Genomic DNA, 26,863 nt, shown 5'->3' with positions numbered 1-26,863 from the left:
TCGCGTGTCCTTGCCGTCCAAGGCGATCTCGCCGCGCAGCGGCAAGATGGGCCACCCCCCTTGAGCCTTGATCGCGCGATAGCGTGCCAGTGCCGTTACCAGGGCGCGGTACTCGGTCTGTGGCGGCGGCAAGTCGGCCAGCAATGCATCGAGCGCGTCGTTCTTCAACGCGGCGCCGAGGGCCGTCGCGAAATCGAAGTGAATCGCCGCAGGCGGACATCGGTGTAGACGTCCGTGGGCTTTGCGCGCCCTTCTCGGACGTCGTGCGCATAGCGGAACAGCGCATCGGTCAGCGCCAGCTCCAGCCTGGAACCGCTCGCGTTGTCCGGGACGGCGTAGTCCGAGGCACGCAGCCCTTGCTCGAAAGCATGTTCCAGGATGGCACGCAAACGCTCGGCGCGGGCCGTGTCGCTCCAGACGGGCATGAAATCCCTGGCCTCGTAGAAGGCCTCGATCTTGTTGCGGCGCTGCGCGTCCCAGCGGCACGAGCATGTCGCGCAGTGCATCTGCTGGTCCGGCGCGCCGATAGCGACGAAAGGCGCATCGTCGTCGGCAGAGGCGGCGGTGGGACAGGGTCTGCAGAGCCAAAAAATCGTCGCCACGCGCTTGCCGCGATGCGAAGCTCTGATCGGCCGAGGATCGGATGAACCATGCAGGCATGAAAGGGTGCCCGCCGGAAAAAAGGCAGTTAGACCTTGGTCCAATGATGACGGCGGCCGGGTAATCGACATATCGCGCATGGGAGCGCGGAACCAGCGATCCCCACAACGAACGGAGTGAGGCCCATGCATCGCGGGACTGGGCAAAGGTATTTTGGTGGCTGCAGCCGCCGTGACATTGGGACTTGCGGGCTGCGCCAGCGTCGACGACGTCAAGCACGCCCAGGCGACTGCCGACCAGGCGCTCGATACGGCGCATCAGGCGCAGCAATCGGCAGACCGCGCGCAGCAGACGGCCGATCAGGCCCATTCGGACGTGAACGCGCTCAGCGGCCGCGTGCAAAACGTCGAGCAGGAAATCGACGCGGCAAAAGCGCGGCATCGGGGCCAGCGCGGTTGATGCGTGACGGTCGCGCGGTAGGGACCGAGAATCCGGACGTTGAGCCCCGTCAAGTAGATGAAGGTCGGATTTTCCGCCAACTCGATTCGATCAAGCGCGTCCATTCGGTCTGACTTCAACCATCGCTTTTCGTGCACAAGCGATTCAACGCATCGCTCCGCTGTGCGGTACCGGTTCGCCGTCCGGATAGACCGCTCATAACGGTCTGGTCGCAGGTTCGAATCTTGCTGCGCCTTGAGAGCGCCCGGTGGCGAGTTGCACACCGCTAACACATATCAGCCACGTGGCACTGGGCCAGGTGGCCGACCAATCGGTGACCGGCTTGACCATCGATAACTATGAATTATGGGCGTCGCCGCTCGTCAACGAATTGCCGTCAGCGAGGCCTATCGCTACCCTCGGATCGCGCCAAGCGCCTTATCACGCGGCTATTTGCCAGCAGCATCACGCGCGGGCGCATTGGCCTTCAGTTCGCCGATGAGATCGTTGAAGTCGGTTCCGGAGATTACGTCTGCACGATCGCGCGCCGACTCTTTCACGATTTGTCGCGATGCTCATCAAGCCAGACTACCGGCTTCCGGCATACTTCACGAAAGGCTTCTGGTGCTGCGAGCCAGGGACGGCTCTACGCGTTACTAGAGCTGCTGACGACACAGCCGCGTTCGCCGCTCAATGGCTGGTTTCAGCTGTTTAACGCAAATCCCATCCGCGACGGCATTGTCTACAAACTCTTCCCGTTGAAAGTGAAGCGGAACATTGCGGAGCACTACAACACCTCACCGGATTTCATGAAGCTGATCCTCGGCGACAAGCTCGAATACACCTGCGCGTTCTTCGATGCCCAACACCAGAGCCTTTCCGATGCCCAGGAACACAAAATCGACCTCGTCATCGAGCGCCTCGGCATATTGTCGGAACATAGCGTGCTCGATCTTGGTTGCGGCTGGGGGCAGCTCGCGGAAAGCGTCGCCGCCAAGTCGGATGCGCGGGTCACTGGAATCAACCTCTCTCCCCGACAGGTCGCTTATGCGCGGGAGCATAGCTCGTCTTCGCGTGTCCAGTTCGTGCTCACCGATTACGAAGGCTACCAGCCTTCGCACCCGTTCGACCGCGTGTATTCGATCGGCATGCTCGAGCATGTCGGAAGAGGCCTGCTCGACAGCTACTTCAAGAAGATCACCGATGTGATGACGGCGGATGGCCTGGCGCTAGTCCATTGCATCGTAAGGCCGCCGCCACGTGTCGACGAATAGTTGGATCGACAGGACGTTTTTCCGGGAGCCTATATCCCGCAACTTTCGGAGGTCACGGAGTACATAGAAAGATCAGGGCTGGAGATCGTCCAGGTCTACACACACGACCGGACCAACTACTACAAGACGCTGCTCGCATGGACCGAGAACTTCTATCGCAATCGACGTGAGCTTGAAGCTGTCCTGGCCAAACTGATTGCACTCACGACGTTCAGGTCGTCATGAAGCTTTGGGATTCTACCTCTGCGGCAGCAGGCTCGCGTTCAAGAAAGCGAATGGCGAATGCTACAACGTGCAGATCGTTCTGCGACAGCTAGATCAGGCGGGCTCGCGACCGCTCCCAACAGCGTGACGATTGACAGGTCAAGTAGTCCCAGGAATGCCAGATTGCAGAGGCCGAATCCCTTCACCTTGTCCGGCGGCTCAAAGATCGCGATGAGCCGCACTCGCAAGAAGGCACGGCAGAGATCGTCGAGCCTATGCGACAGCAAGAGGCGCTTCGCTGCTTGGGGTGACCTGCAAGAACCCGTAATACACGACGAACATCGACACAACGAGCAGCGTCGGCACGAAGACGATTCCAGTGATCAGCAGCTGACCCGGAAATAGACCCGACACGATCTGCGTCGCATCGTGGCCTGTAGCGAATGCGTATGGCCACGTGGTCTCCTCGAAAAAGTTCTGCACGATGTTGCCGTGAAGGGTCGGGAAGGAAGGATGTTCACGCTTATAGACCCAAAGGATGCAGGACACGATCTGGGAAGGGATGAAGAGGCCGATCACGGTCACGAGGTTACGCGTGAAATAGTACGCATAGCGGCCGGTCTTCTGGGCGAGATCCAGGTGCGCGAACGTCACGCGCAGGGAGCAGTAGTCGAAGAAGACGTTGGACCCAACGTAGAGCACAAACAAAATGACAGCTTGTAGAGGTCCGCGGAGTACTTAAACGTGTGATAGCTGTGCCCATCGAAGAAGACCGGTCGCGTCCACACGAGAAGAGCCAGGATGTAGAGCGCATATGCCGGACGAAGCGGAAGATGATCGAGGTGCGATATCGATCCATCCACCTTACGTCGACATCCACAAAGCGCGTTCTTTCACGCTCTTCGCTCTGTATCCAATGACCAGAGGATTGCGGTTTTCACAGTCAGAATGACATATGCCCCGACAGGACTCGCTTGTCCGCGCGCGAGAGCGGCATCCTGCTCCTGAAGCCGCCGGTAGAGCTGGACCGACATGAGGCGACGAAGGCTACTGTGACAAAGGCGTAGAGCAGCAGGATTTGCTCAATGCCGAACAGCCAGTCGTACGCGCTGAATTGGCCCATAATTCATAGTTATCGCTATTTGCCCACACCAAAGATAACCCAAGGTTGTCGGCAAGTACAGTTCAGACCAGGTGCGCGCATTACGTCTGCCCGTTCCAGAGCGCTCCGAAGGGCAGTGTCACTGACGTGCGTATATATTTGAGTTGTAGCAATGCTTGCGTGGCCGAGAAGGCGCTGAACAAACCGAATGTCGACCCCGCCCTCAAGCAGCAAGGTCGCGGCGGTGTGACGTAACATGTGGGGTGTTACCCGGCCGAGGCGCCCGCGGCGGGCCACTGAATGGAGCCGAAGGCGAAGACACTGCGGCGTAAGTTGCCGGCCCCTGCGGTTTCGAAAGAGCGGGGCTGTCGCCCGGTCGGGTTCGGGCAGGGTCCGAATGTACGACGCCATCACCTTACGGACCCGCCTGTTCGCGATGATGACAATCCGCTCGCGAGCGCCCTTCCGTAGACGGTGATCTCACCGGTGTCTGGTTGTACGTCCCTTACCCGCAAGGAACAAAGCTCGGACACGCGCAGCCCCGTTGCCGCCATCAACGCCAAGCACAGATGCGTCGTGTCTTCGCACGGCAACACGTCTGGTTGTTGTGTGCGAGCGTTATCGAGCAATACACGCAACTCGCGGCGCGGAATTGCCTTCGGAAGCCTAGTCGGCATTCGAATTTTCAATTTACCAAGTACCAAATGCTTCAAGCGCAAGTGCGTCATCCGTCGCGCGAAGGAAGGCGCGAATCGATGCAACTTTTCGTTGATCGTGGCCGGAGAGTACTTTGGATCTTCCGCAATCTTGATCACACAACCCCGCGCGAGGCGGCCGAAAGCACCTCTCCGCGTGGCATCAACCCATCAAACTGGTGGAGGGTCGTTCTCATAGGCATCCAGTGTGTGAGAGGAAAGTCTACGAACCGACCGACATCGTTCTAAATAGCTATCAATCTGACTACGCAACGCACCATCTGAGCCCTCCGTTTCAGCGACCGGGATAGCAGCATGACTTTAATTTGAGGTTCCTAACCAACTGGGAAGGACCCGATCTATCGATAACTGCTAATTATGGACAAACAGCCGATTACTCGGCTCGCGTGCAAGCGAAATATAATGCGGTTGCCGATATCTATACAGATGAAGATCGTTGGCATGCGTACATGCTGGCCCGCGTAAAACTCTCTGTGGAACGATTTTTCCGGATGTTGAACAATGCCGATATCGTCATCGACATCGGGTCAGGCGAATTCGCCAAAATGTTCCGTGTTCTAGATATATCCAAGTGGATTTTGCGCTGGATCGTTTGGCTGGACAGTCTCTCGCCGTGTGCGCGGACGCACACAAATTGCCCTTCGCCGACAGGTGCGCAGATGCAGTCATCTGTGTCGGTGCGGTAGCCAGCTATTGCTCGCTTGTCGATTTGGTATTTGAGATGGCGCGTGTAGCAGCCCAAGGGGCCCCCATGCTTCTGCACGTGGAGCTCTCCAATACATCCGAGCTGTTATTCAGCCCGAAGTACCGAGCCGACGCGGCGTTCGTAAACACTTTCTACAAAGGCGACGAACAGCTCTGGATGTACAGCCGTAAGAATGTCTTGCGGTCCCTCCGCTCGGCAGGATTTGAGATCGTCGCGGACGATACTCTCACATTGCATCGGCACTGGCATATCGGATCACCAAGGACCCGAACTTTTCGGCAAGGTTCAGCTGGTTGGATCGCCCTTTGAATTTGATACCTGGGGTCGGCGAGTTTGCCGATAACGCGTTTTTCTTCTGCCGGAAGTTGGCCTGAGCCGATCGATTAGATCGATTGTCACTTTGCCCAGCCTATCAAAGACGTTCAGTGCGCGGACTTCGGACAGGGCAGCCAATCCGGCATAGGCCAACACCATGATCAAGGTGAAAGCCATAACGCCTTGGCCTAGGCCAAGAAACCAGGACGCGAAGGTCACGGCTGCGAGCATCACGACAAAAAGCACGGAATGCCCCAAAGCCGAAAATGGAAGACCTAGAACGGATTTGATGGTCGGCGAAGGTCCACCCAATTCGTCGTAAGCGTCGCCGTTCACGTCGACCGTGGGGCTCGTGTTCCACCTGTCGCTGAATGTCGGTCAGGATCTCTGAGAGGTGCGCTTCGTAGCTTGGCAGAAAATCGCCAAAGTAATCCCGGTACCAAGCCAGATCGTGCTCAAACAGAATGACCTTGACGATATCTAGCAGGTCCTCGGTCCGGATCTGAGGAACTCGGTTCAATCCGCGCAACATCAGCGCCGCCTCGAATTTCTTCTGGTAGATTTTCGGCTCGTTGCTCGGAAGATAGTATTTCACGTGTACGCGCCCGAAGCCGACTTGGCGCAGCAGCCGAACCAGAAGCGATCCTGTTATGTCGCCATGATCGACGCGGGATCGACGCCGACCTCTGTCACGACGTAGGAGACGTCGGGCAAATTGGCCAAAATCCATTGTTGAAGGAGAGATTGCAAAGATGTAAAAGGAACCATGCCGGCGGTGCTCCGGCTCTAGCGCCATATGATCCACGATGATCACACGCGACTTCGGATAGTACGCAAACATATTAAAGCCGACGATGCGATCATTGGAAAAAAAACCGGCGTAGTAGAAACGGCCGGTCGGACTCTCGGGATTCTCGAATTTCTCTTGTATCTGGTTGATTTGCGTACGGATAAGAGGAGAGGTGTTCCGTGCAAAGATAGCCAGCGCATCATTCAGATCGCGCCGCCCCGGTGCGGTGCGATCAAATATGCGCAATTCGTGAACAGATTTATAGCTGTCCATAATTAGCAGTTATCGCTTGCCCCATTCCACTATAACTTGTTTTATGGGTAAATTGCAAGCTTAAGTCTATGTTTGCTCGTGGTTGACCGCAATCGGGCTGAAAGCTTCGGGCGTCGCATCGTTCTGTTGGTCTGCCTGTGTCAAATTGGAAACGTTTTCGGTTGGCCTAGACATAGCCAAAGGAGTTTCCAAAAGTCGTTTCGTCTGGGGCCGAAATGTCGGGTGCTGATCAATAGAATCGCCTCTTAATGGGTCGCTGTTCCAAGGCAGTTTGCCGATCGAGACAAAGCTCGACCGAGCACGGACCGAACTCCTCGACCTCTCTGCCAGAAACAAGCTGCTCAACATTCCGCGCTCGGCGAAGAGCGCCAGTACCCTCGAAATTGTCGACGAACGTTCGGACGAGGTTTTCCGCCTCCTGGTACGGGAAAGCCGACCATTCACCTTCTTGGCTGGCCGATCGGCGGCCACCGAGGAGACCGACGAAGACGAGGTCGCCGAACTAGCGCAGCCCGACGGCGATGTCATGGACGAGCGTGGCGTCTACGCTCGCCACGCCGACACGCGGTTGCAGACCAAACTGACACCCGCAGGTCTTCAGAAGCGTTTGCTCAATCTTTACATCGACGCACGGACGTTGGAGGAGGAACAGGGCGTCAACATCCTCTTCCTGGCGCTCGGTACACTGAAGTGGATCGATCCCACGAACGTGCAGAATGTGCGTTACGCGCCGCTAGTGCTCATTCCGGTCTCTCTTGAGCGCGGCAATGCCGGCGAGAAATTTAAGTTACGCTGGCGCCAAGAGGATCCAGCGTCCAACCTTTCGTTGGAAGCCTTCCTTGAGCGCGTCCACGGCCTGAAAGATGCCGCATTTTGATGCCGGCGATGAATTCGATCCGACCATCTATTTCGCTGCTGTTGGCGAGGCGGTATCCGCCAAGACGGGATGGTCCGTCGACGCTAACGACATCGTCCTCGGCTTCTTTTCCTTCGCCAAGTTCCTGATGTATCGCGATCTGGACCCGTCCGTATGGCCGCCGACCGAGAAGATCAGCGAGAGACCGTTGATTCGGTCGCTTCTGCTGACGGTTTCATGGATACGCTTACGGACATTCGGACGACGAGGAAATCGACAGCCATATTCCTCCCGCCGAGATGCTTCATATTGTGACTGTGACAGCTCGCAGACTTTGGCGGTTCGTGGACGTCCGCCATGATCGCAGTCTCTCGTTATCCAAGGCCCGCCTGGCACCGGAAAATCACAGACGATCGCCAATATCATCGCCTCGGCCATCGCGGACGGTAAGACTGTTCTGTTCGTTGCGGAAAAGATGGCGGCGCTCGAAGTGGTCAAGCGCCGCCTCGACACGACCGGCGTTGGCGATGCCTGTCTCGAACTGCATAGCAGCAAAGCGAACAAGAAAGCGGTGCTGGATGATCTGCGTCGGACATGGGAACTCGGCGCACCCAAGGGCGAGAACAGCTCAAATGTGGTTGCACGTCTGACGGAAGCGCGCGACGGCCTAAACGCCCATGTCGAGCGCATGCATACGCCGCATCCGGTGGCCGAGCTTTCGCCTTATCAGGTGATCGGCCAGCTCGCACGCCTACGCCAGGCGGGCGTTCAGCCGAACGACTTCCGGCTACTACGTGCGCCGTCTTGGTCGCCTGTTGATTTTCAGAATCGCCACGGCCTATTGGCGGAGCTCGTTGAGCGCATCGAAGATATTGGTGTGCCGGCAGAGCACGTCTGGTGCGGCGTTGGCCTCTCGAACATTTCGCCGCTGGACGTCCAGCGACTCCTGCCGGTGATCGAAGCGCTTGCGCAGAAGCTTGCCATCTTACGCGACGCGCATGCCGCACTTACGGCCAGTCTCGAGTTGAACGCGCCCGGCTCGCTCGCGGGTCTACATCCGCTTGGCGAGCTGGCGCGGCGGATCGCGGGTGCGCCGCCATTGACCTGCACTGCCTTTGGCGCGGCGGCTTGGGTGGACCGGGCGTCCGAAGTCGACGTGCTGCTTGAAGCTGGCAAGACGTATAAGACGATACGCGGCGATCTCGCTCATGCGGTCGGTCCCGCCGGCTGGCAAGCCGATATCGCTGCGATTGAGACTGCCTTGGCGCCGTTGCCGGACAACCTTCCCAACCAAGCGCTCGACGCCATCTCCAAGATGGCTGGCGATATTCCGCAGCTTCAGCTGATAGGCCGTCGGTTGGTTGATGTCTTGGGACTCGCGCCGGTGGATACCTTTGCGGGCATCGAGCGAGCAGTGGCGATTGGCGAGCTGGTCGCAAGCGCGCCTGACGCTAGTCCGGAGGTATTTGCAGCAACGCTTTGGGATGAGGGCGTCGATCGCGCCGGGGATCTTGCAGAGGCCATCGCCACACTCGAGTCCGCGCGCGAAGCCACGAGTGCCAAGTTCAGCGACGCGGCCTGGTCGCTCGACCTGCGCGCGGCGCGTGCGACGATCGCCTCGCATGGCGGTAGCCTTTTCCGCTTCTTCAACGGCGAATGGCGTCGCGCCAATAAGCTGATCAAGTCGGTCCTGAGCGGCCCAAAGATGCCGCTTGCCGAGCTTCTCCCGCTGCTCGACTCGCTTGAGCGAGGCCGCCAAGCGCTGGCGGCTATCCGCTCAGGAGACGAATTCGGCGACAGAGCATTCGGCTCCGACTGGCGCGGCGACCGCTCGCGAGCAGCCCCGCTCCTCGCTTTGGTCGGCTGGATGCGCAGCTTGCGCGGCATCGGCGCAGAGCCCCGCCTCATCGCAGCGCGCCGGCCCGACAAGAGCGGCATCGCGCTGCTCTCCAAGCAAGTGGCGACGCTCATGACGGCGTTGCGTGAAGGGATGATGCGCGTGGCTTCCGACCTGGGGATGGCGGTACCTGCCGTATTCGGCGACATGTTACCGACAGCGGCCGATTTGACACCCCTTGCTCAGCTGTTTTCCAGGATTCGCGATGCTGAAGCCGCATGTCGATCGTTCATGTCGCCGATCCCTGACCACCTGGCGGGCCGCCGGACTTTGCTCGCCGACCTCTCGCGCGGCCAGCGTGCGGCGCAGGCGGTGGAAGCGGGCGCCGCGCTTGGCGCGACAGCTTGCGATACGGCTTGGCACGGTCTCAATTCCGACTGGGCGGCGCTGCGTGAAGCCGCCGATTGGATTGGTGCCAACCCTGAATTGCGCGGCTTGGCGAGCCGCTTGGTCGACAAAAGCGCGCCTGCGGCAATAGCAGAGAAGGCCGAAAAGGACTGCGATGTCTTCCTGTCGGACTTCGACAATCTCGTGATCGATCTTCGCCTGGAGCCAATCGCGGCATTCGGCACCGATCGCGTCGCCGATGTCGAGATCGCGCGTCTGGCAGATAAGCTTGCCCTTTGGCTCGCCCAGCACGAACTCTTGTCCAAGTGGGTCGCATACTGCAACCGTGTTGACGCCGCGCACAATCTGGACCTCGCGGCTTTCACTGAGCATTTCTACGACGGACGCCTCAATCCCGCCGATGCGGTCGCAGCCTTCGAGATCAGCTATTATGAGATCCTGCTCGCTGACCAAATTCGGCTCGACCCGGCGCTCGGCCGGTTCGATGGCGCTGTCCATCAGCGAGACGTCAGTGCCTTTGTCGACCTTGATCTTCAGCGAATCGCCGGCTCTCGTTTAGAAGTGGTTCGGACGCACTATCGCGCCATACCGCCCAGTCATGGCACGGCTGTTGGCCCGCTCGGCGTGCTTCGTGGTGAGATTGCGCGCCGGCGAGGTCATATGCCTATACGCCAGTTGATGCAGAGAGCAGCGCCGGCCATTCAGGCGCTGAAGCCTGTCTTCATGATGAGCCCTTTATCGGTCGCGCAATTCCTGCCGCCGGAGGCGATTAAGTTCGATGTCTTGGTGATGGACGAGGCCAGCCAAATTCAGCCGGTCGATGCGCTCGGCGCCGTGGCCCGCTGTAAGCAGGTCGTGGTGGTTGGCGATCCGCAGCAGCTTCCGCCTACAACTTTTTTCTCCAAGATGATGGGCGATTCCGAAGACGATAGCGACGATGGCACCACGAAGGTTGCCGACATCGAGAGCATTCTGGGTCTGTTCAGTGCGCGCGGATTGCCCAAGCGAATGTTGCGCTGGCATTATCGTAGCCGGCACCAATCTCTGATCGCCGTCTCGAACTCTCAATTCTACGAAAACAAGCTTTTCATCATCCCAAGCCCCTATACAAGCGACGGCGGTTCGGGCTTGCGCTTCCATCACATTGCCGACGGCCTGTTCGATACGGGTAAGACGCGTACCAACACTGTCGAGGCCAAAGTCGTTGCGCGCGCCATCATCCAGCACGCGAAAGACTGCAGTAAGCTGTCGCTGGGCGTGGCCGCGTTCTCTGCGCAACAGCGACGGGCGATCCAAGATCAGCTCGAGGTTCTGCGGCGCGACCTAGCGCCTGAGCATGAGGCATTCTTCCAGTCTCACCCGAACGAACCATTCTTCATCAAGAACCTCGAAAACGTTCAGGGCGATGAGCGCGATGTCATCTTCATCTCCGTCGGCTATGGCCCGAGCGAACCGGGCGGGCGGCCGGCGATGCGCTTCGGTCCTTTGGGCATGCCCGGCGGCGAACGCCGGCTCAACGTTCTGATCAGCCGCGCGAAAAGCCGCTGTGAGGTCTTCTCTTCGATCTCCGACGAGGACATCGACGCCGACTTCGCTCAGAGCCGCAAAGGCGTATATGCATTCAAGACGTTTCTCCGCTTCGCGCGGACCGGTCGACTGACGGCGGCCGAAAGCCTTGTCGATGCCGAAGACGGCGTCCTTGAGGAGCAGATCGCCGCAGCGCTTCTTGCGCGCGGTTGCCAAGTCCATCGCAATGTGGGCATCGCCGGCTTGTTCGTTGATATCGCAGTGCTCGACCCGGATCGTGCAGGTCACTATATCCTTGGTATTGAGACTGACGGACCCTCCTATCGTAAAGGACGCTCCGCACGCGACCGTGACCGGCTGCGCCGCACTGTTCTCGAAGACCACGGCTGGTCCATGCATCGTGTCTGGAGCGCCGACTGGTTCCAGCGGCCGAACGAACAGCTCGACTTGATTGTCGCGGCGATCAAAGCCGCCTCCGCCGATGCCGCATTGCAAACCAGCGAAGAAGGCTCGCGAGGCCCGACGTTCGATCTTGAGGAGTCGATTGAGCGGGAAACGCCAGCCGTGGGATTCGCCGAGTCGGGCACTGCGGATACAGCTGCGCCCTATCGAGAAGCCGTCCTGACGCGGCCGGCGAATTGCATCGACGACATCCACGCGACGCCGGTTGGCATCCTGACGCGCCTCTGTGAAGAGGTCGTCGACATAGAGGGGCCGGTCCATGTTGACGAAGTCGTCAATCGCATCCGCGACGCTTGGGGCGCGCGACGTGCGGGGGGGGGCGGATCCAAGATGCGGTCGAGCGCGCAATTGAAGCCGCCGTGGGGCAAGGACGCCTGATTGATGATGACGCTTTCCTGTCGATCCCTGGCCGGGTGGCCAAAATTCGTGATCGCAGCAACGTCGCTTCAGCCACACTGCGGAAGCCTGAAATGCTGCCGCCGTCTGAGTTGCGCACCGCGATCTTGGACGTGGTCGATGCCAATTTTGGTGCGACGCAGGATCAGGTCATTCAGGCGGTCTCGCGCCTGCTGGGCTTCAAATCGACAAGCCAGACGCTCCGCGACATGTTCATCGAACTGATGGAGAAAATGATTGCGGACGGATCGCTTATCCAGCGAAGCAACATAGTCGTATCGGGTCCTGGCGCAGCCCGCGCCGCCGCACATGTGGCGGGATTTGTCGAGGCTTACATACAGGAGGGCGAGAGCGAAAGGCTCGAATTCAAGCAAACCCTTCGTTGGGATGTGCAGGCCAATGCACCGAACAAGAAATTGGAGGAGGTCGTTATCAAGACAGTCGCTGCGTTCGCAAACAGCATGGGCGGCGTGCTATTCATCGGCGTGTGCGACGACGGCTCGATTGCGGGCCTGGAACCGGATTATCGATGTCTGGGCGGCAATCGCGACAAATTTGAGCTGCATTTAACATCGCTGTTCGGGAGCCATTTTGGACATGCTTTTCGAGCATCGAAGATACGCGTCAGCTTTCCGGCCGTGAATGGATGTGAGATTTGCAGAGTGGACGTCGGACCAGCCGCGTCGCAAATCATCGTCAAGCTCGGCGACAAGAATGACCGCCCTGTAGAGCGCTTTTTCGTGCGGACGGGAAACTCATCCCAGGAATTGTCGGTAAGCCAAATCACCGAATATGTGCGCGGGCGGTTCAACAGATAGAACCGTCTTCTCCTGCGCAGAGCATGAACCGTCCACGCAAGATCAATTCGCCGAACACGATCTCACCATCAGTGAGTAATTGTCTCGATAGTTGCCGGGTATCGGCTGATCGTTCGGGCTGTCCACCAGCGCGGCACGCACAGCACGGGTCGATACTAGGATCCACAAGACGGTATTTGGCCGGTGCTGTTTCACCTCCGCCAGTTGGCTAGAAGCGTGCGTTGGCTCAGAGCACTTCGGGCACCCGTAACGCTTCAATTCAGCATCAATGTTCGCCGATTGCCGGATCACCGGGTCATAGAACCCAATGTCCCGGCCGTGCTGAGCGCCGGCGGCCTCAAGGCGAGCTTCCAGCCCCAGCCCCCAAGCACGCGAGCGACGAGGCCTTCCAGCCCGGCCCAGCCTGAGTGAGGCAATGTTTGACAACAACTCAGTCAGAATCCGCGTGGGCCAAATAGGCGATCGGATCGATCTACTGGGGGAGAAGCCTTCGTCCCCCAAAGTGCCGGGCACCTACCGGACCGACCTGAGCTGTACCACGTGGCTTGTCAGCGATCGGAACGCATGGGGGCAGATACTTCTATTCTCTTTTGGGCCATGTCGGACGTTGATCAATCTTCGGGCGCCTCAGCCCACCTGGTTGACTTGAAGTACGAGAACAGGCGTTCTGGTGGCACGCAAGTGTAACGCAACAGGGGCAAAAACCGGCCTTTTTCTGCCTCTTCCTGCCCACGTCAGCACATCTAAGCTATTGAAATCGTTGAATGGCCCCTCCGTTGACATGGGGAAGGTCACAGGTTCAATCCCTGTATTGCCCACCATTTTCAAGCACTTAGTCAACTTTTCGCGCCGACTGCCACCAGCTGTGGCTGGCTCGGCAGGATGATTTTGCGCTTCGTCATTTTCGCGTCGATGTCCGCCATGACCTCATCAATGGCGACCCGTGCCGCACTCAGATAGCTCGGATCGTATTTGGCGTAGATCTCCGTCGTTCGCAGTCCGGCAGCCTTGTGCCCCAACATGCCTTGGACCTCCCACGGCGGAACGCCGCGACGCCTGAGTTCTTTCGCCATGGTGTGCCGGATGCAGTACGGCGAAATCCGCTCGGGCAACCCCTTGGCGATCTTGGGCAGGCGCTGGAAGGCTTTCTTGACCGAGAAGACGCGGTCGCCGTGATAGGTGATGACGTAGTTGGTCTTCACCTTCTTTAGCCACGGCAGCAGGGTGTTGGTCATCGGAACGGTCGGCCGATACTTTTTCGTCTGCTTGCGACCCTCGGGGTTGAGCCGGACCAGCTTGCTCTCGAAGTCGAGTTGAAAGCGGGTCAGTTCGAGAACGGCCTCGGGCCGCGCCATGGTGTTCGCCATCACCAGGCAGAACATCACGAGATGATCGGACTTAACGTTTTCGAAGATGATCGCCATCTGGTCGAGGGTCAGCGCCCGTTCCTTTGGCTCGCCCACGTCCACCGTCGGGATGAACGGCACGCTTGTGATTTCGCTCTCCCGCTTCGCACGGTTGAGCGCCGAGCGGCCATCGCACAAACAGCGATTGATGGTTGCCGGCGCCCACTTCCTGGCGCGCAAGTCGTCGATGAATTCCCGGATGCGCCGTTTTGTCAAATCCGCGACCGTGACGGCACCGAAGAATTCATTCCACAGAGCCAAGTTCGGTTCGATGACATGGCGAGAGCGCAGTTTGGACGCGTGCTCATTCCAATAGCGCATCAAAACCGTGGCCAGCGGCACGACCGCGGGGTCCTCATCGACCATCGTCTCGTTCTTGAGCACCCAGCCGGCCAGGATCAGCTTGGCTTCCTCAAGGTCCGCTGTGCCAAGAGAAACGCGGCGTGTTTGTCGCGCTTTCTTGTCGTACCAAGTCCTTTGCCAGCCGCCTTTGCCGTCTGGCCGTTTGGAGATCCAATGCTCTCCGATTTCGAAGACACGGTCTCCGGGTTGGATTGGTTTTCGCATGTCGGCTTTACCTCCTGTGAGTTGAGATAGGCGCGCAGCTGCTCTTCGGTATAGAAGATTCTGCCGCGGACGGGAGTATATCCGATGCGTCCGACACGGCGCTCGCGTCGAACGGTGTCGATTGAAACACCAAGGAAACGAGCTGCGTCGTACTCGCGCAGGAGCTGCGGCAATCTGGAATCGGTTTGTGGATCGCCGTCCGAGCGCGACGCGCTCTCCGTGCGATGTTGGTTCTCCTTCATGTGGAGAACGCTGCGCGCGGCGGTCCCAAACGCAAGTGAAGCAGTCGACGACAGCCGCGCATGAACGGCGGATCCGGAAGACGCGAGCGCGGCCCGGCGAGATGCTGCGGAGTGGAGCGACCCGCAATTTGGTCGGATCATCTGAGAAATCCAGCCCAAACTGTTGGCGAAATCTCCGTCCCGCAGACTCGACTTTTAGATATCCAAGGTTTCAGTCGAGACCACCAACCTCTCACTCTCATAGGATCAGTGACGTCTCCCGGGCAGCACCCAGGGAAGCGATATGGCGCCGGTTCAATCAGGGAGGCCTGAGCGCAAACAAGCCCGATCAAGCGGTATTTGCGCAGCAGGCAGATTTGGCCGAGCGATAAGCGAAAGGATTTTGCAGCCTTGGCGTAGCCTAAGCCGTGTCCTGCCGGGACTGGTTTTGCCTGTCGCGAATTTCGACTAAGGTACCGTGATGGCGGGCAGACGCCGGATAAGCCAAAGCACGCAGGCATGAGCGACATAACTTTAGGAGAGTTGCAGCGGTTTTCGGCTGTCGCTTCCGGCGTCGTGCTGTTCCTTGTCGGGGGGGTCTATTGGCTACATCACCAGCCGGAAAACCAGTCTGGACGGCCGTCCAGGACTGTCGTGCAAGTCCAGCTTGTTCCCTCTTTCTCAAATCGCGTGGCCACCGATCAGCCGCAAGCCCCGAGCCCGATGAACCCGGCGACAACTTCAGGCAAGGCGCTGCGACACATTCGCCAATCACAAAATCGAAGTCCCGCGCCATCGCCCACGCCGCTTCCAACACCGAGCGCAACGCCTGCGTCGCCGGCAGACACGATGATCGCCAGCAACGACACCGTCTCGCACTTTCAAGAGATCCTGTCCGCGCATATCGGACGGTTCAAGCACTATCCGCAGGACGCTGTGCGTGAGCGGCTGCAAGGCACAGTGCAAATCGTCTTTGTCATGAATCGCGGCGGTGAGCTGCTCGATCTTTGGGTCGACAAGAGCTCGGGCTATGATTTCTTCGACAGGGAAGCCATGGAAACCGTTCGCAGAGCACAACCCCTGCCGCCGATTCCGCCCGATTTACCCGATCGTCTGAATATCACGATGCCGGTCGCGTTTGCGAAATCCTGACATCGACAGGACGTCTGAGATGAAATGGCCTTTCCCTACCGCGCTTGTCTACGTTTTGGCCTCGGCGGTCGGCCATGCGGCCGACATCCCGCCCAAATCGGATGCGCCCAGCCAGGTTTGCGTGGAAGTCGAGATCGCCGGCGTGAAGTCCAATTCCTACGACTGCCTCAATCAGCAACTCGCCCGCCAGGCGCAGACGGTTCAGTCCATCGGCAATATCGCGCCGGTCGGCGCGGGGTCGCCGTCCGTACTGACGGGAGGTTTCAACCAGGCCGCCGTGAATCAGCAATTCGGCCAGAATTTTGGCAAGTCGCCAACGCCCTATCGTCCGCCGGCGCCCGTTTTTGCGCATCCCATCGCAGGGCATTGAGCGCCTGTTTCGAGAGCCTCGCATGTCGCGCCTGACGATTTGCTGGATGGCGCTGCTGTTGCTTGCCAGCGCCGCGCTGGGATCGCCCGCCGCGGCTGAAGACGCGCCGGTGGTCAAATCTTCAGAGCGCATCGAATTCGATATTCCGTCGCAGCCGCTCGAGATGGCCATTGTTGCTTTTGGCGAGCGCGCGGGTATGCAGGTCCTCTACGATAGCTCGCTGGCGCGAGGGCTCCGTTCGTCGGCGGTGAAGGGAAGCTTTACCCGTGACGATGGTTTGCTGGCCCTGCTCGCGGGAACGAATTTGACCGCGCGCCACGTCGATGCAAGCAGCTTCGTGCTGCTTCCGGCGACGGGCGCGGGCGCCGCCCTGGACAGTCCCGTCCATGCCATCGAAGGCGGCGTTCTTTCGCTCGATACGTTGCGGGTGGACGCGCCGGCCGACGATTTTAACGCCTACAGCGCGGTGATCAGGTCCGATCTGTTGAAAGCGTTGCAGAGAAACGCGAAGACGCGTGCGGGAAATTTCGTCGTGCATGCGAATATCTGGATCGGTCCGGCAGGCGAGGTTCGGCGATCCGAACTTTCTCTTTCGACCGGCAGCAGGACGCGCGACAAAGCCATCGTGGAAATCTTGGACGGATTTGCGGTCAGTCAACCGCCGCCGGCCGGATTGCCGCAACCCATCGCCATTCGGATCGAAGTGAAGCCGCTTTGAACGTCGACCGATGTTAGCTGCGTAAGCGGCCTTGACTAGGTTCGGCCAAATAGCGTCCGTTCCGGCCGTGGCTTGGCTGTCGCGTCAGCCGTGCCGCTTCGGGATGTTGGACCTGGTGGGGTACGCAGTGGCAGAGTCGAATAGGGCTGCGTTGCGCAATCTCCTCCTGGCCGGCTATGAGGATTTCGCGCAATGGCTGACCCGTCGGCTGGGCTCCTCGGAGCTTGCGCGGGAAGCATTGCAAGACACGTTCTTGCGCCTGGAAAGCGGTACTGAAATCGGGCCGGTGCGCAGTCCGAAAGCCTATCTTTTGCGCATGGCCCTCAACATCGCGGCCAATCGCAGGGTTTCCGAGAGCCGGCGGTTGAGCGTTTCCGAAACCGATATGCTGCTGGAAATCGCCGACGAGGCACCGGGCCCCGCGAGAGCCGCCGAAGCACGCTCCGAAATCGAGGTGCTGAAGCGCGCCCTTAACGAGCTGCCCGCTCGCCGCCGGGAGATCTTCATCGCCTCCTGGATGGACGAGATTTCGCACCAGGAGATCGCACGGCGCTTCGGGATTACCGTGCGGACGGTCCAGATCGAGCTCAAAGACGCCCTCGAACACTGTCTCTTGCGGCTCAAACGGCAATAAAATATTCGCTAATGGCCGGCCTGCGTTGTCCTTATGAGTAGAGGTTTCGGTCGCTTGTGCACCAACAGTCCTGTTGCGACGCACGCGCCAGGGAAGACGGGGGGAATTTGACCAGGCATGAGCGATCCCGCCGATAACAAGGCTGTGCTCGATCCGCTGATGGGCGAAAGCCTGGAGTGGATCGTGCGGCTGACATCCGGCGCGGCAACCGAGGCCGATGCCGATGCGCTGATGCGCTGGCAGGCTCGCAGTCCCGCCCATGTCGCGGCGTTCAACGAGGCCCTCAGACTGAGATTGGCGTTGCGGGCCGCTGGGCGAGAACTCGCCCTGATGCCGCAAACGGCGGCCGGCACGCACATCCCGCATTCCAATAGACTCGTCGGCCGTCGCGCTTTGCTGGGGGGAGCGATTGCGGCCTCGGTCGCCGGCGCATTTTTTGCCGGACCGCAATTGGGCCTGTGGCCGTCGCTCGCGGAATTGTCCGCCGATTATCGGACCGGCAAGGGGGAACGGCGCCAAGTCATGTTGACGACGGGCCTCTTGCTGGAATTGAACACGCAAACCAGCATCGCCGTGCGTTCAGCGCAGATCAAGCCGCGGGTCGAACTGATCTCCGGCGAAGCAGCCTTCACGGCAAACCTCCCGCCGTCGAACGCCTTCACGGTCGTTGCGGGAACCGGAAAAGCGACCGCCACGCAGGCGAATTTCGACGTGCGTAGCGATGGCGATACCGTCTGCGTGACTTGCGTAACGGGCACGGTCGAAATCGCGCAACGCGAACGCGCCACGCAAATTCGATCGGGGCAGCAACTGACCTATACCACCGATGCGTTGGGCGCCGGCACCGCTTCGGATGCAGAGGCCGCAACGGCATGGCGCAGGGGCTTGCTGATTTTTCGCGATCAGCCGCTGGCGCAGATGCTCGACGTGGTTAATCGCTACCGCCCGGGCCGGATCGTCCTCGTCAATCAGCAATTGGCGCGCCGGACATTCAACGGCATTTTGCAGATCAATCACATCGATGGCGTCTTTGCCCAGCTGCAAAAGCTCGGCGCTCAAATCACGGAACTGCCGGCCGGCATCGTTCTGGTTAGCTGACGCAAAAAATTCACGATTCCGACCTTCGCGTTTGATCGCGCCTGCTTGTCATTAGGAATGAGAGGCCGGTCGAGAGGGCGTTCGACGCGTTCGCGAATGCATTCGTCGTCGTTGATGTGTCCTCCACATCGTTAAGGGAATGTGCGGGCGAAATTTCGGCCCGCAGAATTGCAGTTGCCTGTCGGGGTTGGTTTTGACGCGTCCGCAAAAGAGCAGCGGCTGCGAACGATGTCTGTCGGATTGAGGGTAGGGCGGTGGCGATTGTTGTGCGTAGGCGAGGCGTATCAATCGCCGTGCTGATGGGGTCGGCGATTGCGTGCGGGTTTGCCGGCGACGCTGTTGCCGCTCAAAGCGCTGTGCCTGCGTCCAGTCCCGTACCGGCCCCTGCACAACCGACGCCGCCTCAGCCGCCTGCGGCTCCGTCGGCGCCGCTGCATCTGGACATCAACGAATATCGCATCGAAGGCGAGCATTTGCTGCCGCAGGACGATGTCGAAACTGCGGTCTATCCCTTTCTGGGGCCCGGCCGCACGACCGACGATGTCGAAAAAGCCCGCGCCGCGTTGGAGGCCGTCTACAAGGCGAAAGGCTATCAGACCGTCGCGGTCCAAGTGCCACCGCAGCGCGTCAGCGGCGGCGTTGTTACGCTCAAGGTTGTCGAAGGCACTGTCGGCCGGCTGCGCGTCAACGGCGCCCGTTATTTTCTCCCCGACGCGATCCGACAGGACGCGCCCTCGCTCGCCGAAGGCACCACGCCCAATTTCAACGACGTGCAGCGGGACATCGTCGCGCTCAACCAGCAGCCCGACCGCCGCGTGACGCCCGCGCTGCGCGCCGGCGAAACGCCCGGCACCGTCGATGTCGATCTCAATGTCGATGACACGCTGCCGCTGCACGCGAACCTCGAAATTAACAATCGCTACAGTTCTGATACGACGCACACGCGCCTGAACGCGACGGTGCACTACGACAATCTGTGGCAGCTCGGTCATTCACTGAGTTTCACCTATCAGGTCGCGCCGGAGCGTCCGTCGGACGCCGAAGTCTATTCCCTGTCCTATCTGGCGCGCATTCCCGGGATCAGCTGGCTCAGCCTGCTGGCCTACGGCGTCAAACAGGACAGCGACGTCTCGACGATCGGCGACATCAATGTCGCGGGCCGCGGCGAGATCGCCGGCGCACGCGCGATCTTTACGCTGCCCTACGAGGATGGCTTCTTCCATACGCTGAGCCTCGGCTTCGACTACAAGCATTTCGACCAGGGCGTGACGCTGGGCGGCCAGACCGTTCAAGCACCGATCACCTATTATCCGCTGACGGCGGCCTACAGCGCGACGTGGGCGCAGGACGGTGCGCTGACGCAGCTGGATACGAGCGTCACGTTCCACTTACGCGGGCTCGGCAGCGATCCGGTGGCGTTCGACACCAAACGCTTCAAGGCGTCCGGCGATTTCATCTATTTCCGTGCCGACTTGTCGCGTGCGCAGGATCTGCCCCTCGGCTTTCAGGCTTATGTGAAGGTTCAGGGTCAATTGTCCGACGAGCCGCTGGTGAGCGCCGAGGAGTTGAGCGGCGGCGGCCTAGACACGGTACGCGGCTATCTCGAATCCGAAACGCTCGGTGACAATGGCGGCCTCGGCACGTTCGAGCTCAGAAGTCCCTATCTGCCGGGCCTCTTCGGAAAGACCGGCGACAAGTTCTTCATCAGCGACTGGCGAATCTACGGCTTCACCGATGGCGGCATGCTGACGATCAACCAGCCGCTGCCGGATCAGAAGGCGTTTTTCCCGCTGCTGAGCGTCGGCGGCGGCACGCGGTTCGAGTTGTTCCATCACCTCAACGGTTCGGTGGACGCCGGTGTGCCGCTCATCACGCAAACCTCCACGAAAGCCGGGCAGACGCGATTGAGCCTGCGCGCCTGGGTCGATTTTTGAAGTCCATGGGCGGCTTGGGCCGGGAGCATCGAAGACAAATGTTTGAAACACACATTCGGGTTGGGGCGGTCATGCAGCGAGTGCGAAACAAGTTTCTGGCTATCCTGACGCTGGGAGTGACCTTACTCCTGGCGGCGGTGCCGACACCCGCTTACGCCTGGTGGAATGGCGACTGGTCGGACCGCGAGAAGATCACGCTCGATACCAGCGCCGCCGGCGCCAATATCGACGGTCCGATCGGCACCACGCCGGTCCTAGTGCGGCTGCATGCTGGCAATTTCAAGTTCGACAAGGTCAAGCCGGACGGCAGCGACATCCGCTTCGTCGCCGGCGACGACGCGACGCCGCTCAAATTCCATGTTGAGAAGTTCGACAGCCTACTCGGCGAGGCTTTCGTCTGGGTGAGCGTGCCCGATCTGAAGCCGGGCGCCCAGACCAGCGTCTATCTCTATTATGGCAACGCCAAAGCGTCTGCGGCCGACGACGCCAAGGGCAGCTACGACCCCGACACGGTCCTCGTCTACCATTTCGGTGAGAAGGGCGGTCCGGCGCGCGACTTCACGCAATGGGCGAACAATGCGCAGGGCGCGGGCATAGCGGTCGACGGGTCGCTGATCGCGGGCGGCCTGCGGCTCGATGGTCAGACCCTGCTTCATCTGCCGGCATCGCAGTCGCTGTCCTGGGCGGACGGTCAGGCGCTGACCTGGTCGGCCTGGATCAAGACGGGCGCGCCGCAGCCTGGCGCGATCCTGTTCAGCCGCAGGGATGGCGCGAATGCCTTCCTGATCGGCGTCGATAATGGCGCTCCCTTCGTCGCGGTGACGAGCGCGGCCGGCACGCAGCGCAGCGCGCCCAACGCGGCGCTGCCGCCCAATGGCTGGCACCATATCGCGGTCGTCGCGTCCGGTCCGCGGATCACGCTATTCGTCGACGGCGCACAGGCCGGCGGGCTGGCTGTCGGCATTCCGGCGCTCGCTGGCGCCGCCGTGATCGGCGGCGACACTGCGGCGCCGGCGCAGCCCGCGGCGACCGATCAGTCCAGCACGCCGCCTACTGCAGCCCCAACAGGTGGGTTCGTCGGTGAGATGGACGAACTGGAAATCTCCAGGACGGCGCATCCGGCAGGGTTCATCAAGGTTGCGGCAGTCGGGCAGGGCGGCGACAACGGCAAGTTCCTCACCTCGAGCGTGGACGAGGAAAGCGCGAGCTGGATGTCCGGCTATCTCACGGTGATCCTGAAATCCGTGACGCTCGACGGCTGGGTGGTGATCGGCATCCTGATGGTCATGGCGGCGCTGAGTTGGGTGGTGATGGTCGACAAGGCCTCCTATCTCTCGAAACTCGCCAGAGCCAACGGTCATTTCCTCACGAGCTTCCGCGAAGTCGCCGCCGATCTCACCGTGCTCGACCAGGGCGGTGCCGAAGCGATCGCGGGGCTCAGCGGCAAGGTGACGGCGGCGGACAAGAACATGGTCCGAAATTCGTCGCTCTATCGCATCTACCATGTCGGGGCGGAGGAACTGCGCCGCCGCTTCGCGGGCGTGCGCTCGCGGACGCTCTCCGCCCAATCCATCGCGGCGATCCGCGCCGCGCTCGACAGCGGATTGGTGCGCGAGATCCAGAGGCTCAATCGCCAGATGGTGCTGCTCACCATCGCGATCTCCGGCGGACCGTTCCTCGGCCTGCTCGGCACGGTGATCGGCGTGATGATCACCTTCGCGTCGATCGCCGCTTCGGGCGACGTGAACGTCAACGCCATCGCGCCCGGTATCGCAGCGGCGCTGGTGGCGACGGTCGCCGGCCTCATCGTCGCGATACCGGCGCTGTTTGGCTACAACTATCTCACTTCGCGCATCCGCGACCTGACCAGCGACATGCAGGTCTTCGTCGACGAGTTCACGACGAAGATGGCCGAGTTCTACAGCGGCCAGGCGGGCGGCTGAGATGCAGCTCCAGCCCGAAAACAAGCCCTATGACGACATCAACATCACGCCGATGTTGGACCTCGCCTATGTGCTGCTGATCATCTTCATCATCATGACCACGGCATCGGTGCAGGGCATGAAGGTCAACCTGCCGCGCGCCAGCGCCCAGCCCAGCCTGACCGAGAACAAGACCAAGGCGATCTCGATCACCAATGACGGCAAGATCTTCCTCGACACCGTGCCCGTCACGTTGCCGGAGCTGGAACAGCGTCTGATCCAGCAAAAAGCGCTGACGCCGGACTTTCCCGTCGTGATCAAGGGTGATGGCCAGACGCAATACCAGACCGTGATGGATGTGCTCGACCTGCTCGGGCGTCTCAACATCACCCAGGTCGGGCTCGCGACCAAGCCGCTGACGAAATGATGGGAGCGGCGCGCGATGGCTGAGATTTATGTGGAGGACGAAGGGGGGCTGTTCCGCCGGCATCGCTCCGCTTTCATCGCGGCCGCGGCGGTCGTGCTCGTCCTTGGCGTTGCGGGCTACTTCCTCGGGAGCAGCGACCAGCCGGTGCGCAAGGTGACGGAATTCACGATGGTGAAGATCGTGCCGCCGCCGCCGGCCCCTCCGCCGCAGCAGCAGCCCTTGCCCGAACCGAAAATGATCACCCAGCCCAAGATGATCACGCCGGAAATCAAGCAGGAGCATGTCGATACGACCAAGCCCAACACGCCGGCCAAGGGGCCCTTGGGTCTGGACACCACCGCGGTCGGCCCGGGCGACAGCTTCAATCTCGGCGGATCGCCCGGCGGCAATGGTATCCTGGATGGCGGCGGCGGCAGCCGCTGGGGCTGGTACGCCAGCATCGTGCAGGAGCAGATTTCCGAGGCCCTGCGCAACAATCCCAAGACGCGGCGCTCCAGGTTCAGCGTTCAGATCAGCATCTGGGCGGATTCCGAGGGCCATATCCAGCGCGTGCGCCTCAGTTCCTCCACCGGCGATCCGGAGCTAGATCGGGCCCTCGAGAACGACGTCTTCGTCGGTCTCACGCTGCGCGAGCCGCCGCCCAAAGACATGCCCATGCCCATCGTGATGCGCAACGTCGCGCAAAGACCCGGCTGACGCGGCCGCGAACATTTCAAGGGGAATTGAATTCGATGTCCAATGCCAAGTCGCTCTCCTGTAGCAAGACCAAGCCGATTGTTGCCGCCTTGTTATGCGGCGTCGCGGCGCTTGCTCTGGCCGTCTCGATGACACCGGTGCAGGCCGCGTCCGCCAGCGGCGGGGCATCGACCAATTCGACCATCAATCTTGTCAATCTGCTGGTGAAGCGCGGGATCATCTCCCGTCAGGATGCCGACGCGCTCATCAAGCAAGCCAATGACGAAGCCGCATCTGCCCGGCCTCCGGCTTCGTCGGTTGCGGCGGCGGCAGTAGGACCCTCTGCTGCCGCCGCCGCGCCATCTTCCGTCGCGACGGTTCCGCCGGCGGACGGCGCGGTCCACGTCACCTATGTACCGGAGATCGTGCGCAAACAAATCGAGGACAATGTCCGCGACAAGGTGATGGCCGAGGCGCGCGCCGGTCATTGGGCCGCGCCCGATGCCGTGCCGGGCTGGATCCACAACATCCGCCTGTCGGGCGACATCCGCACCCGCTACGAAGGTGATCTGTTTCCGCACGGCAACGACAACACGGGCAGCTTCCCGAATTTCAATGCCATCAACACCGGCAATCCGTTCGACGTATCGGCCATCAGCAATCCCAATTTCCCGCCGGAGCTGAATGTCGACCAGAACCGCAACCGCTTCCGGCTGCGCGCCCGCCTGGCGCTGGACGCCGATCTCGGCGAGGATTTCTCCGCCGGCGTGCGCATCGCGACGGGCGACAGCAATTCGCCGGTCTCGACCAACCAGAGCCTCGGCGCTTCGGGCGGCGATTTCAGCAAATATTCGATCTGGCTCGACCGCGCCTGGATCAAATTCGCGCCCGTCGATACGGAGGAACAGACACTGTCCGCCACGGTCGGCCGTTTCGAGAATCCGTTTCTCTCGACCGATCTCATCTACGACGACGATCTCAATTTCGACGGCGTGGCAATGCACGAGAAGTTCGCGATCGGCAGGTTCTCGCCCTTTGCGACTATCGGCGCATTCGCGGTGTTCAACACCGATCTAAATTTCGCTTCGAACCAGCCGGCGAAGTTCAAAAGCGACGATAAATATATGTTCGCGGGCCAGGTCGGCTTCGACTGGAAGTTCGGCCGCGCCTCCGATCTGCAATTCGGTGTCGCCTACTACGACTTCGACAATGTGCGGGGACACCTCTCCAGTCCCTGCACGATCGTCAACGCGGCTGATGCCTGCGATACCGACGATACGCGTCCGTCCTTCGCGCAGCGTGGCAATACTTATATGCCGCTCAGACTGATCGTACCGACCGCCGCCAACGATTTCGGCACGATCGATCAGTTCCAATATTATGGCCTCGCCACTGGCTATCACGAGCTTGCGGTGACCGGCCGGCTCGATATCGCGCATTTCGATCCTTTCCACATCCTGATCGATGCCGAGGGCGTCAAGAATCTGGCGTTTCAGAAGAGCGGGATCGCGGCTGTTGCGGTCAACAACCGCGGCAGCATTCCGGCCGGCGGAACGATCGGTCCCTTCGCCGGTGGCGACACCGGCTATTTCGTCCGCAGCACGTTCGGCGCGCCGACGCTAGCCCATGCCTGGGACTGGAATGTCAACATCGGTTATAAGCATCTCGAATCCGACGCCGTCATCGACGGCCTGACGGATTCCGATTTCGGCCTCGGCGGCACGAACCTTCAGGGCTACATCGTCGGCGGCAGTCTGGCGCTGTCCTCCAACGTCTACACAAGCGTCCGCTGGTTGAGCGCCGACAGCATCGCCGGTCCGCCATATGCCGTGGACATCGTCCAATTCGATATCGGGACGAGGTTCTGATGACGCGCGCAACGAAATACCTCGCGGCGTTCTGTGTCCTGATCGTGTTCGCTACCGCGCCTGCGGGGGCGGACGACGCGACCGAAGCCCGGCTGCGCGATGCCCTGCGCGGCGTCACGGCGCAATTGAGCGACGCCCAGGAACAGATCGCATCGCTTCAGGCCAAGCTCGCGGCCGCACAGCAGGACGCCGCCAAACTGCGCTCGGAGGGCGGAAGCGGCGAACGGACCAGCGACGCCGGCGCGGCCTATGCGCGGGCGGCCGCCGAATTTAACCGCCGATTGGCGGGCCAGAACCAGACCGCGGCCAGATGGCAGGCGGCCTACAACACGGCAGCCGAGACCGCGCGCGCTGCCGAGGGCGCGCGTGCGCAGCTCGCGACCGATCTCGACGTCGCCAAGAAAAGCGCGACGGCGTGCGAGGCCAAGAACCAGAAGCTGTTCGACATCGCGACCGAGATACTGCGCCGTTATGGCGACGAGGACATGAGCGACGCTCTGGCCTCGCACGAACCGTTTCTCGGCCTCGAGCGCGTGGAACTACAGAATTTGATGCAGGACGACGCCGACAAACTGCGTGACAACAAGGTGAAACCATGAGCGCGGATGAGCGTGCCCTCGACAAGCTGGTCCATTCGCTCGACGCGGATGCGATACGCGACCTCTTCCAGCGGGCGGGATATCGGGCGGAGATCGTGACCGACACCGATGGCGCAAGGCTGGTCCGCTCGTCCACCGGCGGGCTGGCCTTCCATGTGCGGCTTGCCGATCCGCTTTCCGGAGACACGCCGACGTTTGCGGCTGCGAATATTTTCGCGGCCTTGCAGGTTCAGGGCACCCTGCCGCTTTCGATCGTCAATCGCTGGAACGCGTCGAAGCGTTATGCGCGCCTGTATCTGGCCGGCGACGTGATCATGCTCGACATGGACATCTCCGTCCTGGGTGGCGTGACGATGAGCCATCTTCACGCTCAGGTCCTGCTTTGGGACCGCCTCGTCCAGGATCTCCTGCGATATCTGCGTGAGGCGGTGGCCGGTCTTGCGGCAAATGAGGGCTCGCCGGCGCCCGTGGACGTGATGCCGGACATGAATGAAAGCCGCGCCGCGTCTGCATAGCGTTGCCAAGTGCCGGCTTGTCCGGCGTTTTTCGT

At 60.7% G+C, this 26,863-nt stretch carries 20 protein-coding genes and 2 pseudogenes; 17 read left to right on the top strand and 5 right to left on the bottom strand.

What is annotated here, in order from left to right:
* Positions 1-164 precede the first annotated feature (164 nt).
* The gene (locus tag WDM86_16830; protein ID MEI9991693.1) at positions 165-602 is read right to left on the bottom strand and encodes a hypothetical protein; all 438 of its coding nucleotides are present in this window, start codon (positions 600-602) and stop codon (positions 165-167) included.
* A 214-nt stretch (positions 603-816) separates the two neighbouring features.
* On the opposite strand from WDM86_16830, the gene WDM86_16825 reads away from it, so the two are divergent.
* Together WDM86_16825 and WDM86_16820 are read left to right on the top strand one after the other, a co-directional pair.
* Complete coding sequence (locus WDM86_16825) at positions 817-1,059, top strand: hypothetical protein (GenBank protein MEI9991692.1); 243 nt, start codon at positions 817-819, stop codon at positions 1,057-1,059.
* Positions 1,060-1,397: 338 nt separating this feature from the next.
* Positions 1,398-2,537, top strand: a pseudogene (locus WDM86_16820) (cyclopropane-fatty-acyl-phospholipid synthase family protein).
* 252 nt (positions 2,538-2,789) lie between these two features.
* Here the strand turns inward: WDM86_16820 and WDM86_16815 are convergent.
* The 3 genes and pseudogenes from WDM86_16815 to WDM86_16805 all read right to left on the bottom strand — a co-directional run bounded on the left by WDM86_16815 (position 2,790) and on the right by WDM86_16805 (position 6,418).
* Complete coding sequence (locus tag WDM86_16815; protein ID MEI9991691.1) at positions 2,790-3,224, bottom strand: hypothetical protein; 435 nt, start codon at positions 3,222-3,224, stop codon at positions 2,790-2,792.
* Between the two features lie 430 nt (positions 3,225-3,654).
* A pseudogene (locus tag WDM86_16810) lies at positions 3,655-4,071 on the bottom strand (tyrosine-type recombinase/integrase).
* A gap of 1,381 nt (positions 4,072-5,452) precedes the next feature.
* Positions 5,453-6,418, bottom strand: coding sequence for a hypothetical protein (locus WDM86_16805; protein MEI9991690.1), 966 nt, complete (start codon positions 6,416-6,418; stop codon positions 5,453-5,455).
* 271 nt (positions 6,419-6,689) lie between these two features.
* Here WDM86_16805 and WDM86_16800 point away from each other — a divergent pair, with 271 nt between their 5' ends.
* The 3 genes from WDM86_16800 to WDM86_16790 all read left to right on the top strand — a co-directional run bounded on the left by WDM86_16800 (position 6,690) and on the right by WDM86_16790 (position 12,722).
* Positions 6,690-7,295 (top strand): DUF4011 domain-containing protein, encoded by a 606-nt coding sequence (locus WDM86_16800; protein MEI9991689.1) that lies wholly within the window; start codon positions 6,690-6,692, stop codon positions 7,293-7,295.
* Positions 7,296-7,749: 454 nt separating this feature from the next.
* Positions 7,750-11,886, top strand: a complete 4,137-nt coding sequence (locus tag WDM86_16795) for a DUF3320 domain-containing protein (protein MEI9991688.1) — start codon at positions 7,750-7,752, stop codon at positions 11,884-11,886.
* A complete protein-coding gene (locus tag WDM86_16790; GenBank protein MEI9991687.1) occupies positions 11,868-12,722 on the top strand; it encodes an ATP-binding protein in 855 nt (284 codons plus the stop codon). Before WDM86_16795 ends, WDM86_16790 begins: the two co-directional genes overlap by 19 nt.
* 836 nt (positions 12,723-13,558) lie before the next feature.
* Here the strand turns inward: WDM86_16790 and WDM86_16785 are convergent.
* Positions 13,559-14,695 carry a tyrosine-type recombinase/integrase gene (locus WDM86_16785; GenBank protein ID MEI9991686.1) on the bottom strand — a complete coding sequence of 379 codons (1,137 nt, stop codon included), beginning with the start codon at positions 14,693-14,695 and terminating at the stop codon, positions 13,559-13,561.
* A gap of 740 nt (positions 14,696-15,435) precedes the next feature.
* Between WDM86_16785 and WDM86_16780 the strand changes: the two genes are divergently transcribed.
* The 12 genes from WDM86_16780 (at position 15,436) to WDM86_16725 (ending at position 26,828) form a co-directional block, all read left to right on the top strand.
* A complete protein-coding gene (locus WDM86_16780; protein MEI9991685.1) occupies positions 15,436-16,068 on the top strand; it encodes an energy transducer TonB in 633 nt (210 codons plus the stop codon).
* 121 nt (positions 16,069-16,189) lie between these two features.
* Positions 16,190-16,438, top strand: coding sequence for a hypothetical protein (locus WDM86_16775; protein MEI9991684.1), 249 nt, complete (start codon positions 16,190-16,192; stop codon positions 16,436-16,438).
* A 22-nt stretch (positions 16,439-16,460) separates the two neighbouring features.
* Positions 16,461-17,156, top strand: a complete 696-nt coding sequence (locus WDM86_16770) for a secretin and TonB N-terminal domain-containing protein (protein MEI9991683.1) — start codon at positions 16,461-16,463, stop codon at positions 17,154-17,156.
* 151 nt (positions 17,157-17,307) lie between these two features.
* Positions 17,308-17,790 (top strand): RNA polymerase sigma factor, encoded by a 483-nt coding sequence (locus tag WDM86_16765; GenBank protein MEI9991682.1) that lies wholly within the window; start codon positions 17,308-17,310, stop codon positions 17,788-17,790.
* A gap of 117 nt (positions 17,791-17,907) precedes the next feature.
* Complete coding sequence (locus tag WDM86_16760) at positions 17,908-18,888, top strand: FecR domain-containing protein (protein ID MEI9991681.1); 981 nt, start codon at positions 17,908-17,910, stop codon at positions 18,886-18,888.
* A gap of 299 nt (positions 18,889-19,187) precedes the next feature.
* Positions 19,188-20,822, top strand: coding sequence for a POTRA domain-containing protein (locus WDM86_16755; protein ID MEI9991680.1), 1,635 nt, complete (start codon positions 19,188-19,190; stop codon positions 20,820-20,822).
* 116 nt (positions 20,823-20,938) lie between these two features.
* Positions 20,939-22,765: a DUF2341 domain-containing protein gene (locus tag WDM86_16750; GenBank protein MEI9991679.1), complete on the top strand. Its 1,827-nt coding sequence runs from the start codon at positions 20,939-20,941 to the stop codon at positions 22,763-22,765.
* A gap of 1 nt (position 22,766) precedes the next feature.
* The gene (locus WDM86_16745; GenBank protein MEI9991678.1) at positions 22,767-23,171 is read left to right on the top strand and encodes a biopolymer transporter ExbD; all 405 of its coding nucleotides are present in this window, start codon (positions 22,767-22,769) and stop codon (positions 23,169-23,171) included.
* 15 nt (positions 23,172-23,186) lie between these two features.
* Positions 23,187-23,867: a TonB C-terminal domain-containing protein gene (locus tag WDM86_16740; GenBank protein ID MEI9991677.1), complete on the top strand. Its 681-nt coding sequence runs from the start codon at positions 23,187-23,189 to the stop codon at positions 23,865-23,867.
* A gap of 35 nt (positions 23,868-23,902) precedes the next feature.
* A complete protein-coding gene (locus tag WDM86_16735; protein ID MEI9991676.1) occupies positions 23,903-25,714 on the top strand; it encodes a putative porin in 1,812 nt (603 codons plus the stop codon).
* Entirely contained in the window at positions 25,714-26,313 is a 600-nt protein-coding gene (locus tag WDM86_16730; protein ID MEI9991675.1) for a hypothetical protein, read from the top strand. Before WDM86_16735 ends, WDM86_16730 begins: the two co-directional genes overlap by 1 nt.
* Complete coding sequence (locus WDM86_16725; protein MEI9991674.1) at positions 26,310-26,828, top strand: YbjN domain-containing protein; 519 nt, start codon at positions 26,310-26,312, stop codon at positions 26,826-26,828. The genes WDM86_16730 and WDM86_16725 overlap by 4 nt, the downstream gene beginning before the upstream one ends.
* Positions 26,829-26,863 lie beyond the last annotated feature (35 nt).

Origin of the sequence: Rhizomicrobium sp. (genome assembly GCA_037200045.1) — a bacterium.
GTDB lineage: Bacteria > Pseudomonadota > Alphaproteobacteria > Micropepsales > Micropepsaceae > Rhizomicrobium.
This window is presented reverse-complemented; position numbering and strand designations above follow the sequence as displayed.